General features: G+C 41.1%; 25 protein-coding genes. 11 read left to right on the plus strand and 14 right to left on the minus strand.

The features are described 5' to 3' along the window. Positions 1-18: 18 nt before the first annotated feature. From HWQ40_RS30865 to HWQ40_RS30880, 4 genes are all read left to right on the plus strand, one after another. Positions 19-1,437 carry an aldehyde dehydrogenase family protein gene (locus HWQ40_RS30865; protein ID WP_292785666.1) on the plus strand — a complete coding sequence of 473 codons (1,419 nt, stop codon included), beginning with the start codon at positions 19-21 and terminating at the stop codon, positions 1,435-1,437. Positions 1,438-1,528: 91 nt separating this feature from the next. Then, positions 1,529-1,975, plus strand: a complete 447-nt coding sequence (locus HWQ40_RS30870) for a DUF3598 family protein (protein ID WP_292785667.1) — start codon at positions 1,529-1,531, stop codon at positions 1,973-1,975. Positions 1,976-2,064: 89 nt separating this feature from the next. Next, positions 2,065-3,453, plus strand: coding sequence for a histidine--tRNA ligase (gene hisS / locus HWQ40_RS30875; RefSeq protein WP_292785668.1), 1,389 nt, complete (start codon positions 2,065-2,067; stop codon positions 3,451-3,453). A gap of 330 nt (positions 3,454-3,783) precedes the next feature. Then, on the plus strand, positions 3,784-4,392 hold the full coding sequence (locus HWQ40_RS30880; protein ID WP_292785669.1) for a hypothetical protein: 609 nt from the start codon (positions 3,784-3,786) through the stop codon (positions 4,390-4,392). Between the two features lie 108 nt (positions 4,393-4,500). Here the strand turns inward: HWQ40_RS30880 and HWQ40_RS30885 are convergent, their stop codons facing one another. After that, the gene (locus tag HWQ40_RS30885) at positions 4,501-4,791 is read right to left on the minus strand and encodes a hypothetical protein (RefSeq protein WP_292785670.1); all 291 of its coding nucleotides are present in this window, start codon (positions 4,789-4,791) and stop codon (positions 4,501-4,503) included. Between the two features lie 33 nt (positions 4,792-4,824). Continuing rightward, positions 4,825-5,202, minus strand: a complete 378-nt coding sequence (locus HWQ40_RS30890; protein WP_292785671.1) for a hypothetical protein — start codon at positions 5,200-5,202, stop codon at positions 4,825-4,827. 122 nt (positions 5,203-5,324) lie between these two features. Between HWQ40_RS30890 and HWQ40_RS30895 the strand changes: the two genes are divergently transcribed. The 3 genes from HWQ40_RS30895 (at position 5,325) to HWQ40_RS30905 (ending at position 6,392) form a co-directional block, all read left to right on the plus strand. Continuing rightward, positions 5,325-5,507, plus strand: a complete 183-nt coding sequence (locus HWQ40_RS30895) for a hypothetical protein (protein WP_292785672.1) — start codon at positions 5,325-5,327, stop codon at positions 5,505-5,507. Then, the gene (locus HWQ40_RS30900) at positions 5,485-5,817 is read left to right on the plus strand and encodes a hypothetical protein (RefSeq protein ID WP_292785673.1); all 333 of its coding nucleotides are present in this window, start codon (positions 5,485-5,487) and stop codon (positions 5,815-5,817) included. The genes HWQ40_RS30895 and HWQ40_RS30900 overlap by 23 nt, the downstream gene beginning before the upstream one ends. 344 nt (positions 5,818-6,161) lie before the next feature. After that, complete coding sequence (locus HWQ40_RS30905; protein WP_292785674.1) at positions 6,162-6,392, plus strand: hypothetical protein; 231 nt, start codon at positions 6,162-6,164, stop codon at positions 6,390-6,392. 414 nt (positions 6,393-6,806) lie between these two features. Here HWQ40_RS30905 and HWQ40_RS30910 read toward each other — a convergent pair whose 3' ends face one another. Next, entirely contained in the window at positions 6,807-7,124 is a 318-nt protein-coding gene (locus HWQ40_RS30910) for a hypothetical protein (RefSeq protein WP_292785675.1), read from the minus strand. A gap of 236 nt (positions 7,125-7,360) precedes the next feature. Here HWQ40_RS30910 and HWQ40_RS30915 point away from each other — a divergent pair, with 236 nt between their 5' ends. Then, positions 7,361-7,648 (plus strand): Bro-N domain-containing protein, encoded by a 288-nt coding sequence (locus HWQ40_RS30915; RefSeq protein ID WP_292785676.1) that lies wholly within the window; start codon positions 7,361-7,363, stop codon positions 7,646-7,648. Positions 7,649-8,093: 445 nt separating this feature from the next. Beyond that, positions 8,094-8,474: a Uma2 family endonuclease gene (locus HWQ40_RS30920; RefSeq protein WP_292785791.1), complete on the plus strand. Its 381-nt coding sequence runs from the start codon at positions 8,094-8,096 to the stop codon at positions 8,472-8,474. A 110-nt stretch (positions 8,475-8,584) separates the two neighbouring features. Here the strand turns inward: HWQ40_RS30920 and HWQ40_RS30925 are convergent, their stop codons facing one another. The 9 genes from HWQ40_RS30925 to HWQ40_RS30965 form a co-directional block, all read right to left on the minus strand. Next, a complete protein-coding gene (locus tag HWQ40_RS30925; protein WP_292785677.1) occupies positions 8,585-8,917 on the minus strand; it encodes a hypothetical protein in 333 nt (110 codons plus the stop codon). 3 nt (positions 8,918-8,920) lie between these two features. After that, complete coding sequence (locus HWQ40_RS30930; protein WP_292785678.1) at positions 8,921-9,262, minus strand: hypothetical protein; 342 nt, start codon at positions 9,260-9,262, stop codon at positions 8,921-8,923. 2 nt (positions 9,263-9,264) lie between these two features. Next, complete coding sequence (locus tag HWQ40_RS30935) at positions 9,265-9,657, minus strand: hypothetical protein (protein WP_292785679.1); 393 nt, start codon at positions 9,655-9,657, stop codon at positions 9,265-9,267. A gap of 60 nt (positions 9,658-9,717) precedes the next feature. Further along, positions 9,718-10,203, minus strand: coding sequence for a hypothetical protein (locus HWQ40_RS30940; RefSeq protein WP_292785680.1), 486 nt, complete (start codon positions 10,201-10,203; stop codon positions 9,718-9,720). Positions 10,204-10,312: 109 nt separating this feature from the next. Then, a complete protein-coding gene (locus tag HWQ40_RS30945; protein WP_292785681.1) occupies positions 10,313-10,531 on the minus strand; it encodes a helix-turn-helix domain-containing protein in 219 nt (72 codons plus the stop codon). After that, positions 10,488-12,350, minus strand: coding sequence for a hypothetical protein (locus tag HWQ40_RS30950; RefSeq protein ID WP_292785682.1), 1,863 nt, complete (start codon positions 12,348-12,350; stop codon positions 10,488-10,490). Before HWQ40_RS30950 ends, HWQ40_RS30945 begins: the two co-directional genes overlap by 44 nt. Then, the gene (locus tag HWQ40_RS30955) at positions 12,350-13,249 is read right to left on the minus strand and encodes a LamG-like jellyroll fold domain-containing protein (RefSeq protein WP_292785683.1); all 900 of its coding nucleotides are present in this window, start codon (positions 13,247-13,249) and stop codon (positions 12,350-12,352) included. Before HWQ40_RS30955 ends, HWQ40_RS30950 begins: the two co-directional genes overlap by 1 nt. Before the next feature lie 4 nt (positions 13,250-13,253). After that, the gene (locus tag HWQ40_RS30960) at positions 13,254-13,796 is read right to left on the minus strand and encodes a hypothetical protein (protein ID WP_292785684.1); all 543 of its coding nucleotides are present in this window, start codon (positions 13,794-13,796) and stop codon (positions 13,254-13,256) included. Next, positions 13,796-14,146: a hypothetical protein gene (locus HWQ40_RS30965; RefSeq protein ID WP_292785685.1), complete on the minus strand. Its 351-nt coding sequence runs from the start codon at positions 14,144-14,146 to the stop codon at positions 13,796-13,798. Before HWQ40_RS30965 ends, HWQ40_RS30960 begins: the two co-directional genes overlap by 1 nt. 220 nt (positions 14,147-14,366) lie before the next feature. On the opposite strand from HWQ40_RS30965, the gene HWQ40_RS30970 reads away from it, so the two are divergent. Together HWQ40_RS30970 and HWQ40_RS30975 are read left to right on the plus strand one after the other, a co-directional pair. Then, entirely contained in the window at positions 14,367-14,966 is a 600-nt protein-coding gene (locus HWQ40_RS30970) for a site-specific integrase (RefSeq protein WP_292785686.1), read from the plus strand. Between the two features lie 159 nt (positions 14,967-15,125). Next, a complete protein-coding gene (locus HWQ40_RS30975) occupies positions 15,126-15,314 on the plus strand; it encodes a hypothetical protein (protein WP_292785687.1) in 189 nt (62 codons plus the stop codon). A 179-nt stretch (positions 15,315-15,493) separates the two neighbouring features. Here the strand turns inward: HWQ40_RS30975 and HWQ40_RS30980 are convergent, their stop codons facing one another. After that, on the minus strand, positions 15,494-16,102 hold the full coding sequence (locus tag HWQ40_RS30980) for a J domain-containing protein (protein WP_292785688.1): 609 nt from the start codon (positions 16,100-16,102) through the stop codon (positions 15,494-15,496). A gap of 61 nt (positions 16,103-16,163) precedes the next feature. Further along, positions 16,164-17,147: a hypothetical protein gene (locus tag HWQ40_RS30985; protein WP_292785689.1), complete on the minus strand. Its 984-nt coding sequence runs from the start codon at positions 17,145-17,147 to the stop codon at positions 16,164-16,166. Positions 17,148-17,164 lie beyond the last annotated feature (17 nt).

The raw sequence follows: 17,164 nt of genomic DNA on the forward strand, positions 1-17,164 counted from the left end.
CCTGCCTCCTGCCTCCTAATGACAAAACCAATAGAAGTCCGCAATCCCCGAACTGGCAAATTTGACTATGTAATTATCCCGCCGCCTCCAAGGCTGGTGGTACAGCAATGTAAGCGGACGCGCAGGGCACAAGTTCGCTGGCAGCAGTTGGGCTTAGAGGGGAGAATTGAAGCTTTACAGCAGTGGAAGGATGCGATATTATCTGGACGCGATCGCCTCACGGAAGCTTTGGTAAATGATACAGGAAGATTGTCAACCTCGATATTAGAAATAGATTCTTTTCTCTCCAGCATTGATCGGTGGTGTCGGTTAGCACCGGAATTGCTGCAAGAATCGGCAAAAAATACAGCCATTCCCTTTATTGCCTTACAACAAACATCCGTACCTTATCCCCTAGTTGGGGTAATTAGCCCGTGGAATTTTCCGCTGTCACTGTCTACTGTTGATACTATTCCGGCATTGTTGGCAGGTTGTGCTGTTATTGTCAAACCCAGTGAAATCACTCCCCGCTTTGTAGCACCACTGATTACAGCACTCAACACCGTTCCTAAACTGCACGAGGTATTAACTTTTGTGGAAGGAGCAGGCGCAACCGGATCTGTTTTGATTGAAAATGTAGATTTGGTATGCTTTACAGGCAGTGTAGCGACGGGGAGAAAAGTTGCACAAGCTGCTGCAAAACAGTTTATTCCAGCTTTTTTGGAATTAGGAGGAAAAGATCCTGCGATCGTTTTAGAATCAGCCAACTTAGAATTAGCAACCTCAGCAATATTGTGGAGTTCCGTCGTCAACACCGGACAGTCATGCGTCTCAATTGAGCGAATTTATGTTGCAGACTCCATATTTGAAAAGTTTTACCATCAACTAATAGCCAAAGCACATCGCCTTGAGCTAGCCTATCCCACAGTCGAAAGTGGAGAAATTGGCCCGATCATCGCCGAAAGACAAGCAGCCGTTATTAGCGATCATCTCCTAGATGCAGTTGAAAAAGGAGCAGTAATTCACTGCGGCGGTGTAATCGAGGATTTAGGTGGGGGTTGGTGGTGTCGTCCAACAGTGCTTACCCAAGTTAATCATTCCATGAAAGTCATGACCGAAGAGACTTTTGGCCCGATTATGCCAGTCATGCCTTTTTCCACAGTAGGTGAAGCAGTCTCTTTAGCCAATGACTCAATCTATGGATTAAGTGCTGCTGTATTTGCCTCAGAAACAGAAGCTTTAGAAGTTGCCTACCAGATAGATGCAGGTGCTATTAGTATCAACGATGCTGGACTCACCGCCATCATGCATGAGGGAGAGAAAAACGCCTTCAAATTCTCCGGTTTGGGACAGTCACGCATGGGTGCGGCGGCGCTGAAAAGGTTTATGCGAAAAAAAGCTATTTTGATTAAAACTAACTCAATGAGTGACCCCTGGTGGTTTGATAATCAAGAATAGTGAAGGGAGAATAGAGAATTCATAACAGGAAAAATAAATACAAATGAAAAATAATAGTCTCTAATAAAGCTTATAAAAATAGGAGTTGAACATGTCTATCATGAAAACAGAAATGCCCCTAATGGCCCGTCAAGAAGGAGAGTGGTCAGGTTCTTATACACTGGTTGATACAGAAGGAAAAATTTTAGATAAATATACTTCTCATTTAAGCTGCAAATTTATTGAAAACCCTCCTTATTCCTACTACCAAATCAATCGCTACAAATGGCCTAATGGCAAACAAGAAGAACATCATTTTCCTGGTTTATATCGAGATAAAAAAGTATGGTTTGACACTGAACGCCTTAAGGGTAATGCCTGGGAAGTAGACGATGCAACTATTATGTTCCGATTTACTTTTAAGAAGGCTCCGGGTGCTTACTTGTATGAAGTGATTTACCTCAGCCCTTGCAATAACTATCGTTTCCGTACCTGGCATTGGTTTAAGAACGATCAACTCTATCAACGTACATTGGTGCAAGAAGAACGAATAAAATAGACATAGGAGTGAAACCCGTCAGGGGTTTCAGTAATCAAGCAGACATGATATAATTCTCATCTCAAATTTCAACTTAGTAAGGTACATACATGGCCAAAGGTGACAAAATAAACTTTTCTACCCCTAGCGGTTTCCCAGAATTTCTTCCTAGCGAAAAGCGTCTAGAATTACACTTGCTAGATATCATCCGTAGAGTTTTTGAAAGCTATGGATTTACGCCCATCGAAACACCTGCTGTAGAACGTTTAGAAGTGCTGCAAGCTAAAGATAATCAAGGTGACAATATCATTTATGGAATTGAACCCATACTGCCACCAAATCGCCAAGCTGAGAGAGATAAATCGGGCGAAACTGGTTCGGAAGCAAGAGCTTTAAAGTTCGATCAAACAGTTCCTTTAGCGGCGTATATTGCCCGTCACCTGAATGAATTAACCTTTCCCTTTGCTCGTTATCAAACCGATGTAGTTTTTCGGGGTGAACGGGCGAAAGATGGGCGTTTTCGTCAGTTTCGTCAGTGCGATATTGATGTAGTTGCTCGTCGTGAACTCAGCTTGCTCTATGATGCTCAGATGCCTGCAATTATCACTGAGATATTTGAAGCAATTAATATTGGTGATTTTCTGATTCGCATCAATAACCGAAAAGTTCTTACTGGTTTCTTTAAATCATTGGGAATTGCTGAGAATCAAATTAAATCCTGTATTAGTATTGTTGATACTCTCGAAAAAATTGGTGAAAGTAAAGTAAAACAAGATTTAGAGAAAGAAGGAATTTCAGTAGAGCAAGCTCAAAAAATAATTGAATTTATTAAAATTGACGGTTCAGTTGATGAAGTTTTAGATAAGCTCAAGCACCTTGCTCAAAATCTGGTAGAAACCGAGCAATTGAGCTTAGGAGTTACCGAATTAGAAACAGTAATTGAAGGGGTGCATAATCTCGGAGTTGCTGAAAACCGTTTCTGTATTGATTTATCCATTGCGCGTGGTCTTGATTACTATACTGGCACAGTTTACGAAACAACTCTATTAGGACATGAAGGTTTAGGTAGTATTTGTTCTGGCGGGAGATATGAAGAATTAGTCGGGGTATTTTTGGGTGAGAAAATGCCTGGTGTAGGTATTTCTATCGGCTTAACTCGTTTAATTAGTCGTTTGTTAAAAGCTGGGATTCTTAGTACGTTAGCTGCTACACCTGCCCAAGTGATGGTAGTGAATATGCAAGAAGATTTAATGCCTACTTATTTAAAAGTTTCTCAACATCTCCGTCAGGCGGGAATTAATGTGATAACTAACTTTGATAAGCGTCCCTTGGGTAAACAATTTCAATTAGCAGACAAGCAAGGAATTCAATTTTGCGTAATTATTGGTTCTGAAGAAGCAGCAGCGCAAAAATCCTCGCTCAAAGATTTGAAAACAGGCGAACAAGTGGAAGTACTACTAGAAAATTTGGCTGAGGAAGTTAAAAAAAGGCTTAAGTAGTTAGGCATAATTAAACATCAAGTAAAATCCTAGTTCGTAGTGAGCGATTCATCGCTCAAAGCAAGGATTATTAGGACTAAAGTCCTTACTACAAACTTTAATTGATTTACATCTAGCTACTTACCTAAAAGTTGATTTATAAAGTAGCGACTGTCTATTGCAATCTGCCTCATACACTCTACTTATTTGGAAGTCCTTTATGAGTTTGTCCGATCTCCCTAATCTCTGGGTTCCTCTAGCACTTTTAGGTTTAATTGTTATAGCTGCTGTATTTTTCAGCCGCAGCAATTGATATTTAAAGTATTACAGTTGAGGTGGAGGCTGATTTGTATGTTTGCTGTTGTCACACCCGATACAATTCATTTGCCCCCAGGCGCGGTAATACGCCTACCTGGAAGTTGGCAAGATTATCATAGGGCAACAAAAAAATTCTATCCTCTGAAGAATGACAAAACTTACAAGGGGGAAGAAGTTAGGAGGTTCCCGATGTATAAAGATGGGGAATTATGGAATCTTTTGAAGTCAATTCCGCAAGGTGAACCAGGCGAAATAGTTTTTAAATCAAAAGGTAAAAAAACAATCAATTCAGATACCTTTGGACATAGTTGGCGTGGTAGGTCAACAGGTAGTCCAATTAAGGGCATTATCCCCACATTAATCGAACAAGGGAAACTTAGCAAGTATATCAAACCTTACAACACACGACACACTTTTATCACTCATGCTGTTTTTGACTTAGGGATAGATGAAAAAATAGTTAGTAAATGGTGTGGACACAAAATAGAAGTATCCAACAAACACTATCAGGACGTAGCTATTTTTGCTGAGAGAATTAATCCTGAAGTACCACAGCAACAATCAGAGATTGAAATATTGAAGGAACAGTTACGGCAACAGCAAGAGTTAATCAACAAACTACTTCAGGATAAGGATAAATAAGTTTCTCTTGTGAACTTAGTTAGACTAATACTCCAATAAACAATAAACCCTTTAGAAAGTCACTCTCCTAAAGGGTTTTTATGTGCCACCTTACTATCAGTTATGCAATCAATCCCACACAGGTGTTTGCAAACTAATAAAATACACTAACTGTCTAAAATCACGCGGCATAGGAGGGATGACTATGGCTGTAGGATGTTCCTTTGTGATTAGCGGATAGTATTCTTTTTCCAGTCCTACACGAAAATCGTAATGACCGTAAATGCAGTAAAGTACCGCATTTACCATATCACGGTCGGCACATAGATAATCGATGTCAAAGTTAGGGCGTCCTATACCTGTGGGTACAGTTACTCGCCATAACTCATACTTTGGCTCTGTAACTAAAGATTGAGTCATGATGTTTTTCCTAATCGCCTAAATATCTCCCGCTTAGTCACCCAGTAAAGACATAACCTCTTCTAGTTTCTGTTTCGCCTTGTAGAGGTTGATAAGCTTTTCTTGTTCCCATCTTTGGGGTGCTTTGTAGTGTCTCCCTTCCATCGTCAGCTTGATGAGTGCCGCTTGCTCATCAGTGGGAGAGTTCATCTCATCCAGTGCACTACCCAGGTTTTGAAAAGCTTCAAATGATAGCTTCCTTAATCCCATACCTTTCTCTAGCTGGCTGAGTGCTATGGCAGGGAATGCCATCAGCGAGGTAATGTAGCTAACTTTGTATCCTGCGTTCCCGGTTGGCTTGATGCCGTAACGCCTACACAAGTCTCTCAACTCAGCAATGGTTTTGATTTCGAGTTCTGAACGTGTGAACATAGAGTTACCATTTCTCAAAAGTGGTATCGGTAGGTAACAAGTTTTCCAGACAGATTGCCTACCGATTTAAAACTCTATTCCGATGCGCGCATCCGTTCAAGCTATGTTTACGTTTCTCAACAATGCCTAATCCGAAAGGGAATCCAGAGAATTTTGGAAATCAACCAAGCAAAGAACTGACCGACAATCTTAGCTTTCGTGTCACCAAGGAAATGAAGGATGAGGTGAAAGCACAAGATAACCCTCCTGAATTTTGTAGAGAAGCTATTCAGAAGGCACTAGATGAGAAGAAACAAAATCGGTAGGTTGCTACAATCACTCGCACTTTCCCTCTACCAGTCAGATGAGCAGTTCCCGGTAGACCTTGACTATGCGTGGCAGTGGTTAGGGTATTCAAGAAAAGACCATTGTTTGGATGCCATAAGCAAAGCACTAGAAGAAGGTGAAGACTTTATCCGAAGTTCCGGGAAAAGTAACGGAGGTAGACCGAAGCAGAAAATATTCATTACTGTTGAAGGCTTTAAGTCACTTGGCATGTTCTCTCAGACGGAACAAGGCAAAGCTATCCGCAAGTACTTCCTTGAGTGCGAACGTATTGCCAAGACGCACCCTTGAGAAGTGCCTGACAGAAAAAGTTATTCTAGAACCTTAAGGTATTAGAAAAACATTTTGCGCTAGAGGCTGTATGGCTCCATGTTTTCGGAGTTTTTAACTCGCGATTGAAAAGTAACCCCTGAGTTTATCGTTACTTGGCTTTTGATCTAGCGCGAGTAAATCACCGTCTGTAGAGTCCATGAACGTCCACGAATGCCCTTAAACATCAAAACATACTATCAAGTCACTGCAAGTACCCTAAAGGCGATTTTGACGCGAGTTGTTAAAGTTTGCTCACTTACATAAGGTTGGGATTGTTGTTTTTTTGTCTATGCCCTACCCTTCTCCAGAAGTGTCATTCGTATATGTCATTTGAAATGTCATCTGGAATGACAATTGTGTATGTCACTTCACAAGCAGGGTATACTCTACCCATAAAAAAACCTAGCAGTAATGTGCTAGGCGTAAATATTATTCAGCATTCTTCCAGCGATCGCAGCTTCATTAAGCCTACCTTGGAACCAGTGCCAGGTATCGGAACGCCCCGAACTAGCAGAAGTGGTACAGAAATTCGTCTAAGCAAATCGAGGTTGTAGGTTTGATGTGCGGGTGTGAGGTATTATGTACAAAGAAAGAAGAAGAATCACTCGGATAATTTGAAGACGAACGTAGAAGGAGTCGATGTGTTAATAAGTCTTATAAGATAACGACCCTCGTTTTCGACCCCGATCCCTCCCACTACAGCAGATGTTTGCGAGTCTGTAAGTTCCTCGATTTCTGGAGTTTGCAGGTTTTCGATGCAAATTGTTTTTGCTTTGATTTTATTTTCTATCATAAATTACGTCTACAGATGATGTAGCTACTGAATGCACACTTAATGTATCAATGTCAACAGGAGAAATCAAGGTTCAATACAAAACATCCTACTTTTCCTACCTTTTTTACAAAGCATTACACTACAGGAAAGGTAAGCATCTGCCTCATCTATCGGTTTTCAACTGTTGAATGACTTATGATTTGTTTCCTTGTTTGTTGTTTTCGTTATCAGAATGCTTGGAAATTGTATCAAGTCCTAATGCGTCAAGTTTCTCCCTCAGAAGTAAAACAAGTTGCCTTGCTCGGTCGTATCTTGGGCTTGTAGATTTTTCATCGCATACTTGTTCCCACTCGCTAATCTCATCATCTAATTCCACTAAAAAGTGGTGGATGTCTTCAATTTTTTCTGCAAGTGCTTTAGGTATGCGCTTACGTACAGTAGGAATGTCAAACTTCTTCTTCCTGCCACCTCCAGGTTTACGTGTACCTGTCTTGGGAACACCTCTAGGCATAAACTTAAATTCGTGTGTGTACAAAGCAGTAACAGCACTATGGAGGTGATAAATCTCTACTTTCCTTGCTGTATTTGCCTTTTCTTATTTGTAGCCACTAAATAAAACAGTGTCAACTTATTTATGTCCAGAAATAAGACGATAAGCCACAACGTATACTGTGACTGGGAAAATTCATATTTACAGGTACTTTAGCAGTACTGAGCATACCTTTGTTTTCAAAGTGTCATACAGAGATGTCATTTGAAATGTCACTCCAGATGACAGTTGTGTATGACACTTTCACAACAAGGTATGGTACGAGGTCAAATCTATCAGTTTTCAACTTCGAGTCACACGATATACGGTTTGTTGGTACAGCAGAAGTCTTGCTGTGGATAGCTTCTGATATTTGCAACGCACTGGCAATCAGTGACACAAGTCAAGCCCTGGAAAGGCTTGACGATGACGAAAAGCTGATACGTACACTACACGTATCAGGTCAAGGCAGGGAGACGCTTTGTATTAACGAGTCAGGTCTGTAGTCTCTCGTTCTTACCAGCCGCAAGTCACAAGCAAAGCGTTTCAAGAAGTGGCTTACATCTGAGGTTATTCCCGCTATACGCAAGACAGGTAGTTACAGCGCTATACCAAAGCAACAACAATGCGCTGACGCAAGGCAGAGGAGCTAATTGAATGAACCCTTGGGGTGCAGGGTAAGGGAATTTCAAAAAGTTATGCTTTTCAGAGAAAAATTGATGTCATTTTTCAAATAGAGGTATGCTCAGATTACTTGGGCTATTACTCCAGGTAAATTCGCACACAACACAGGGAAAGATTTATCTCTGAGAATATGAGCATCTATTGAGCATCAATGCTGAGTATGAAAATATACCAATTATTCATGCTCAAATGCTGAAAATAGTAGAATTGAGCATTGTGTGAGCATTTTTTGGGAATTGAAGACCGAAAATACTGGTATTGCATGGTTTGTGTGAAGAACCAGACTACTGTTTTTATATTGAAAACTGGGAGGCAATGCCTTCGGCGGGCTACGCCAACGCAGGTAAAGATCGTATCAATTGGGGTGTCGATCCATCACCCGATTTAGTGGTGGAGATAGACATCACCAGCTACACTGATGTAAATGACTACCTACCTTATGGAGTACCAGAAGTTTGGTTGTTCAAGAAGAACCAGCTTGTAATTTACAGATTGCAAGGCGATCGCTACACTGTTGAAATCAGTAGCCGTTATTTCCCTAACATCAATGTGTCAGAGGTAGTCACAGAATCTCTAAAAATTGCCTACGAGCGCAATACTAGCGCTGCTATTCGGGAATTACGACAGAAATTGGCGAGTGATAATTAAATATTTTGCGTTGGCGTAGCCCGCCGAAAATCTTCATCAATGGCGACTACTTGGTACGATAAAGTACAGAATGTCACAACTTGTTTTCAAGTAAATAGAATCCCCAGTGACTACTCACTGTGAATAGTGCCTTGGTTGCGGATCAACCACGCCTTAATTTCAGTCACTTGCTGAGAAAGGTGGTCTAGACCAGCTTCAATATCTTTAAATCCAGTAGCAATGCCCTGCGAGATTTGTATTTGATTGTTGCGTAGATGATTGAAATCCCGCTCTTCATTTACAGCCTTCTCAGCAGCAGCTTTTGCTTGTTGAATAGCTTGTTGCCTCTCAAGAGCAGCTTGGTGTTTTTCAAATTTTACTTTGTTTAGCCACCAAGCAACCCACCCCGATAATGTACCAAGAAGAGCTAATAGAAAGCTAGCAAAGCTAGAATCAAATTTCATTGTTTAACTCTCAATAGATACTGAAGGCTCATAAATTTGTAGGTTAAGAGAAGTAATCCAAGGTTCCATCTCAAACCTTAATTTATAAGTAGGTTTAACAGTGTTCAGCCGAACAACAGTTAATTTATTCAAAATAATCAAAAATCTTGGTTGAAATTCCGCTTTCCCAATAAGTGGAATTTCAAAAAACTGGTAAAGGTATCCAGCCTTATGCCAGGTAGCTTTACAATCTTTACAAGTAGTTTTGATAACTAAATGCGTAGTAGAGAAACTTTGATTTAGCTCGGTGGAATTTGAGCTTAAATTCAAAGATGTTTTTAAAGCCCAACTTCCACCAGGAATCATGATTAAATAAGAACCCGCTTCTTGGGAATATAGATTCGGTTGATCTCCTTGCCATAGATTTTTTTGGATGCGCCATCTTTCAGCGCATCGCCAACCTTGGCAGGATCACAAACAATCATCAAGCTCCCACCACCTTTGACAGCAACTTTGAGGTGTATGTAACCAGAACCTTGTGCAAGTTTTCTGCCTTGTTCTTTTTTACCATCGTCGGTATCAATATCTGTTAAGCCAAGGACACCTTTCAAATCGCTATATTTGTCAACTGGGGCAACAAATTCATGCTTTGTAGAATTAACTTGAAAAGTGTGATAATTCTTAGCATTTGGTGCCTGTGCTACACCTCCAGGCCCGTCAGAGCCAACGGGATTAGGAGCATCAACTTCTTTTTGAGCCACTTTAAATCACCTATAAATGTAGAAGAAAATAGAGTTTGAGCGACTAGTTTTAGTAACTAATTAAGGAAGGTAAGGAGTTGCGGTAATTTTGATTGCGCCATCACTATTAATTGATTTAACTGCTGGCAAGCTTGCTGTGATTGCTGCAAATCTTTGCTCTGAGTTATAAACGATATTGACATTATTCGCAGCTCCACTTGTAGCGATTTCTAAGCTTTGTAGAAATTGAGCAAGCTCTAAAACTGCCTCTGGTAATGTGTCAGATTTCACACTGCCACCGCCATTAGCAAAAGTAGGAGTTACATACGCATCACCGCTGATTTTGACACTACCATCTGTAGAGCTAATCGCAAGAGTGACAGGTAAATTTATAGTAATATCGGCGGTTTTTTGCGCGTTGTTGAATGAAACATCTGTAAAATTTACTGTAGTAGGCGTCAAGGAACCTTCTTCAGCGAGTTCTAAAATTTGAGCGGCTTCTAATAAAGCAGCTTCATAGGAAGTAGATTTTAAGGTTCCATTGGTTCCAGGTGCAAAAGTTGTCATCGTTAGTTATTGACTAATTTGTAACACCTCAGTTCTAACCTTCATGAGCCTTGCAATCAACTAAATTTGTAATCGGGACTTAACCCTCGACAAGGGATAAAAGCATTGATTATTTCGGCAAAACAATATACCAATTTCTACCGATTTTAAAGCCTTTAATTTTACCTCGCATTGCCTGTAATCTTACTGTATTGTAATGCAAATGCAATTTTTTGGATGCTTCCTTTAAGGGGATAGCATCTTTAATATTTTCTGGAATGTGCCACCAAGGCTTGGGATAAATTTCAAAATTTGACGATCCATTCTGGTTTTTGGGATTTTCTACCATTGGGAAAATATTTAGCCATTTTGGGTGTTACCTGAATTTCAGCAAGTGGTTCAGGTGTAATTACTTTGCCTGATTTAGAAAGATATCCACCTTTTAGGTAATCAGGAATAACTAATGCTTTAGCAGCATTTAGAACTTTCATGCCTTCAATTTCATTTAAAGCATGAATGGTTATTTTACTGTTATCTTTCAAAACGAATATTATTTCCCAATTACCTTTTTTATAAGCAGGTATTGCAGACTTATTAGGTTTATTTGGCTTCGGATGAGGGATAGTAAGCGTATATTTTGGTGAGCCAACTTTTTTGTTACCAAGCATCTCACCAAACTGGACGATCAATTGCGGTCTATGGTGTTCCGGTCGTATTAGCCAGGAATCAGGTGCAGCCAGTGCTATGTTTTCAACAGCATCATCAATCAAAGCTTTAATTTTTCTGTAATCAATTTCTGGACAACAAGTCATAGCGCAATCACAATCTTGTGGTGGTAATGGTGGTGGTTCTGGTAAAACTATTTTGTTAATCGGACAATCTTTAGCATCAGGATTTGAAATATCTAACCAATAAACTTCTGGAGTTCTACCACTAAATGACAAGGAATCCAGTAGATAGTTGATTGATGTTTTATCCTTCAAGCCATCGACTGCAATATTATCCTGAGAAGCGTAGTATTTAGGGTAGCCACTGCCATAAGGACTACCATTACCGTAAACACCATTACCAATCCCTTGAACTACTCTGTAACTTATTCCGCCACCTAAATTAATCACTTTATTACTACCAGTTCCCCCACCACTTTCAACCCACTCTTTCATGGTGGGTAATCGAAAATCTGGGTCGTTTTGATAAATACTGGTATACCATCCTGAAAAAAGACCGTATACTTCATCAAGTGAACTTGGTACAGTTATCTGTTCAAAATGCCCTCCCGTGTTGTCTTCATTGGGTACAAAATATTCACCTAATGTCTTTGTAACGTAGGATATTGCGAATGAAATACTTCCACAGGGTGATAGGTCTAATTCCCGTAGCTTTCTTATTAGTGTTGGCGGTATAGGCTTAGGTTTAGGTTCTCTTGGTGTTGGTATATCCTTCTCTTGAGTAGTGGGTTGAGGCTTACTTTCTGGTTCTGGTATCCTGGGTTCTGGTAATCCTGGAAACTTGATTTTAGGTAATTCAGGTATATCAAACTCTGGGATTTTTGGAATACTTAAATCTGGCATCCCAGGTATATTAAATTTAGGAACTTTGATAGTTGGAATTTCAAATTGTGGGCGATTTTTCCACAAATCATCTAATTTTTGTTTTGCTGATTCACCAAAATCTTGCACACCATCAGCCGTTCTCCGACCAACTTCGTAAGAAAAGTTTTCTAGAGGTGTAAATATATATCTTTGGTCTACTCTGACTTGATAATCATTCCTCTGTAATGTATTCTGTCCTGATATCTGATCACCAAAGCCAAGTAAGAATTTCCCAAAAGCAGCAGTACCCTCTACATCAGCTTGAGAAACTCCCATAGGAAGCGTTGGGTCTTGAAATCTTGTATTTGGTGAAGCGGTATTGTTGGGCTTGACATCGATTGTTTTCCATGTAGCACCGTCTCGCCTTATTTGTTCTTGTACGCTGGGGACATTTTGCGGTTGAGCGTGATAATTTATTGGTCTTGCAAGTTGCCCTGGGGTAGTCTGTTGTACGTTGAAAGGTTGTCTAGTTGTCGCCGGAGTTGCTATTGGTGAAGCTTGCTGTATCGGTGGCAAGACATCAAAATGCAACGGGGTTCTAGTAGTAGTTGGTTCAGCATAAGTTACCTTTGCCATTAGCTAAAAGGAAGTGAAGGGATTATGGAAACATCTTGAGATACCTTACTGAATCGAAATTCATCAATGTATCCATAAAAAGGTAGTCCGAACGCTCCAGTACCAAGAATTATTCCGTTACTATCGCCCCAATTTCCAGTAACACCAGAGCCAACATTAGAGCCGTTTAGCCAAAGTTCTGTCGTTGTTCCTATCTTTCTCAAGGCGACATAATTCCAATCATTTACTAATGGGCTTACATTACCATCAACTGTAATATTTCCAAAAGCATAGCTAATTTTATTATTAAGTAAATAAATAGTTGGGTAGTTACCTTGTGTACTTAATGGTCTAAAATCAACAACATTTTGCCCCGATGATGTATTACTAGTATATAGAAAAAACTCGACAGTACAGTTTCCACTGCCTACATTGAAATTACTGGAATTATATGAAAGTATTCCACCATTAAATAACAGTGATGAACCACTAAACTTAGATAGCATTACCGATATAGTCACACCAGAATTACTTACTGGTATTAACGCGTAACTACTACTATCTACAATCGGACTACTATCACCATGCAATAATAAAATAGTGCTACTTGGTTGTGGCGTTCCGCTTCCACTTCCACTTCCACCACTAGACAAACCTGCTAAAAGATTAGCTTTAGTAATTTTATATGGTGTTCCTGTTGAGTCAATACCAATAAAATAATCGCCATTATCAGCAACAGTTTTAACAAGAGTAGGAATTTCAAATCCTGAACTATTACCACTCTCTGCTAGTGCCAACAGGCTACTCAAAGTTGCTTTCCTAAGAATAGGCTTACCACTTACCCCACCATTGATATCGAGTATTGGTAGCAGATCATTTAAGTTGGGAGTAGTGAGAGTTTTTAGCTTTGAGATTTCCATTATTTTATTCAACTCTCAATACTGATTGGTCATAAACTGGTGATTCTTCTATCACAGTTCCGAGTATCAAAATCCGGTCATCATATTGCATTAAACCGTACCCTACATCCCTCTGCTGAACTGCAATAATACTATCGGGTGCGACATCAAAAGTTGATGCACTGGTGAAATATGGTAGTAGTGAAACGTAATAAAAAGGTCGTTGATTAAAAATGAAAATATCTGCCACTTTGATTGGTGGCGTGTCACTATTACCAATAAAAAAGCTCAAGCACTTCTTAGGATTATTATTAAAAGTAGTTTTAGCATTAGCGGCAATAGTTGCGTCATCTGCTAGGGTGTCATTCTCAACTATTTCTAGTTCATCAATTGAAGTAATATCAACTGTTAGCCTCAAACTAGTAATAAATCCTGAATACTTGGCATTGTTCACCACATCCAAGCTATTAAGCCTACCGGGTTGATAAAGTTCTATCATTCCAGTTCCCGTACTAGCATTAAGTTCTTTCAGGATGTTTACATTTCTGAAAATACCAGGATTACTCATTAGTTATTAGCTCCCACAATTCCACTTAAAGCTAATGGTGTTTTTGTGATAATTTGACCACTAGAAAGCACATAACCATTAACAGCTGTGCCCGTGGATGCTTGCGGGAATGCTGCTAACCTTTCACCGATGCCTTGATTAGCGTTTACCGTCACTTGGGCCCTAGCAGCGCATTCCCTGAGTTGGTACAAAGCTTGCACTACTCCGGCGGCAGACTTTGCCTGAACAGCATTAGGAGTGATGGCAGATAATCTCAGCATCAGTCCATAAGTAGGGTCTACGACAAATAAATTAGTTAAGCCGGATGCTGTTTCAAGTTGCTGAAAAGTCAAGTCTGTGATTTGTGCCATAACAGCAGATTTGATGAGGTGAATAAATCCGTTGTATGGCTGATTGAAATTTATGTAAATGTTCTACTTTTATGTAAAAGCAGCACATTTGCTGAGGACGTATAACCCTTGTGGTGAATAGGATTAAGCCAAATTTAGCTATTAGCTAAAAAGAGAAATATTCCGGTTTTACCACCCTCAATGGTTAAACCGGAACAGTTAACAGAACAGAATAGCTCGAATGAAAAATGATAGAGAAGGTCAAGCGGCTGTTTTGACTTATGCGGAATGCTCAAAAATCCGCACACAGATCAGGAGCCGCAAATACAAGTTGCTTTTTGACTTAGCTTGGTACACAGGTGAGCGCTGGGGTGCTTTGGTTCAGCTGCGAGTAGCCGATGTTTACACTGACGATGGTAACGCACGTGAGTATATCAATTTTCGAGCCAGAACGCGCAAGGCTAAACCCAACAGTAAGCGCAAAGCACAATCAGCCCGTAAAAATCGACAAGTACCAGTACATCCAGTTCTCAGGGAAATACTGCTTACATACAAGCCAGAATCAGATTCTGTCTGGCTGTTTCCTAATCGTGAAGAAGACAAACCCATCACCTTGAGGTGGGCAGATGCAATTTTACGGGCTGCGGTTGACAAAGCTGGATTATCAGCTAAAGGAATCAGCACTCACAGTACCCGCCGCAGCTTCATCACCAATCTGGCGAACAAGGGTATCAACTTGGCGATGATTAAAAAAATTACTGGTCACGCTGATTTAAAGGTACTTTCGGCATACATCGAGGTTAGTGAAGACGATATGAAAAATGCGATCGCAACTCTATGAACCCCAACCTCTTATTCCTCCAAATCGAAATCTTCTTCGATGACAAACCGCAACCGGGGCGGATAAGGTGGTGAAGCGAATAGATATTATGTTTCAGTACAAACTGCGATCGCTCACATTTACTCACAAGGCGATCGCATTTTTAAATCGGAGAGAAATATGTCTACTGCAACTAAAGAACTGACTGTAGAAGAACTGATTCAAGAATTACAAGACTTTCCCAGTAATGCACATATTTGTCTGACAGATGCCTATGGTGAAATGTTTACCATCATCGGTTTTGAGGCTGGGTCTGACTGTGTGAATGTCGTCATCTCTGCTGATGACGATGACGATGATAAGGAATAACCATTTGTCAAAAGTCAAAAGTCAAAAGTCATTTGTCATTAGGCATTGGGCATTGGGTGCTGGGCATTGGGGAATGGGGAATGGGGAGTTAGGAGTTAAGAGCGCCAGGAGTGAATCAACTTTTCAATTTCCACCGGGGCTAGTCCATCCGCGATCGCGCATTTATCTTATTGGCTCAATCACTTTTCTTTACCAGTAATTTTTGCTTGAGTAATCTTTGCTTGTTCATAGGCAGTGTTGATTGCGGCCATTTGTTCTTCTGTTCCTCCATTATCTGGATGATGTTGCCTAGCTAGTTTGCGGTAGGCAAGTTTTATTTCGTCGAAGGAGGCGCTAGGTCTGACACCAAGCACACTCCACCATTTTTCATGCAGCTCGTTAGCCTGTGGTAGCGCTTGATACCCTATAAATGCTTGCTCGACGTTGCCCACACCCCAGCGCTGCATTCCCCGCATCGCTGCACAGTGCAAGCCAATTGCTCTCAAATTATCTTTGACCAACAGCCAGCGATCGCAGCAGAGCACGTAGTTTTTCTTTTTAATTCGGAAATAGACTGCAACCCCTGGATCGTCTGGTTCTTTAAAATTTGCATAAGGCAGACCATCCCGCTTTAGCTGTACGTTGCTAGAAATAACCACAGCGAATGCATCCAATAATGAGAGCTCGTGAAGCAGTTGATCGCGCGCAACACTAAAGCTGACTTCAAACCGTGCCTCCTTGCGTTGGTGCTTTGGAGTTCTGGGGTAGATGGTCGCCCAACTTAGGGGATAGGCTGATATATCTGCCATTTTTTCAATCGTTAGTCATTAGTTATTGGGCATTGGGGAATGGGGAATGGGGAGTTAGGAGTTAAGAGCGCCAGGAGTGAATCAACTTTTCGATCTCACTTGGCGGCTGCCCATCCGCGATCGCAATCTCAACTTCCTCCTTCCTACTTTGGGCTAACTGCGATCGCACATTCCCCCCGCTGATGTGCCGATGCTTAATCTTGGTGCCGGTCTTCCAGCAATATCGGTAATAATGATTGTCTTTGCGGTTGGAAGGGCAGTACTTTTCTACCCAGTGAAGATGTTCTGGAACGGGTAAAATGTGTTCTGGAACATCGGTATAGTCCCCGAATCCTGGGGTTTTTTGTTCTGGAACAGGATTTTTGGTATCACGTTCCAGAACAAGAGACGGGCGTAGGCGTAGCCCGTCGTAGACATCGCCCCCGGATTTCTGCGAGTGACTACTTACTAGTTGAACTGCCTGTGTATCCCGTTCCAGAACGCGGGCTGATTCCCACTCGCTCCAAGCTTGCTTAAATTCGGTCAGATTTAAAAAATCATCTGGGTCTGGTGGCTCGTCGCTGTCCCAGAAAATTGTGACTTGGTTGCCGTCGGTCTGAAACGGCACTTCTCCAAAGTCTGCTGGATTCCAGCGATCGCAGTCACCAACTTCCTCCACATCTCCAAAAGAATGCCCCAAAGCGGTCTTATTCTCTGGGGCAAGCGGTTTTACACCACTACGGTTAAAAGTGTGGTCAACTGTATCATGAAATTCCTGTAGTGCGACATCGAGGGATTGAGTGGTAATCTCTACCAGCTGCTGCCACTGCCCTTGTGGATCGTAAATCTCAATTGCAATGTCATATTCTGTTTTTTTGCGCTGCTGCCTGCTAGCAATGATCTGAAATTCACCGCGCCAGGAGCGATAGGTTTTTTCCCAAGGGGGACCAGGGGAGAAGGGGGGAGCCGTTGCAACTGACTCCACCAAGAACAATGTCAGCTGCCTGGGGGCCGCTCCGTTGTCGAATTCTGTCATAATTAGGTTAGTGATTTCGTCGCGCCACATTGCTATGACAAGCACTG

Origin of the sequence: Nostoc sp. NMS9 (assembly GCF_017114995.1) — a bacterium.
Taxonomy (GTDB): domain Bacteria; phylum Cyanobacteriota; class Cyanobacteriia; order Cyanobacteriales; family Nostocaceae; genus Nostoc.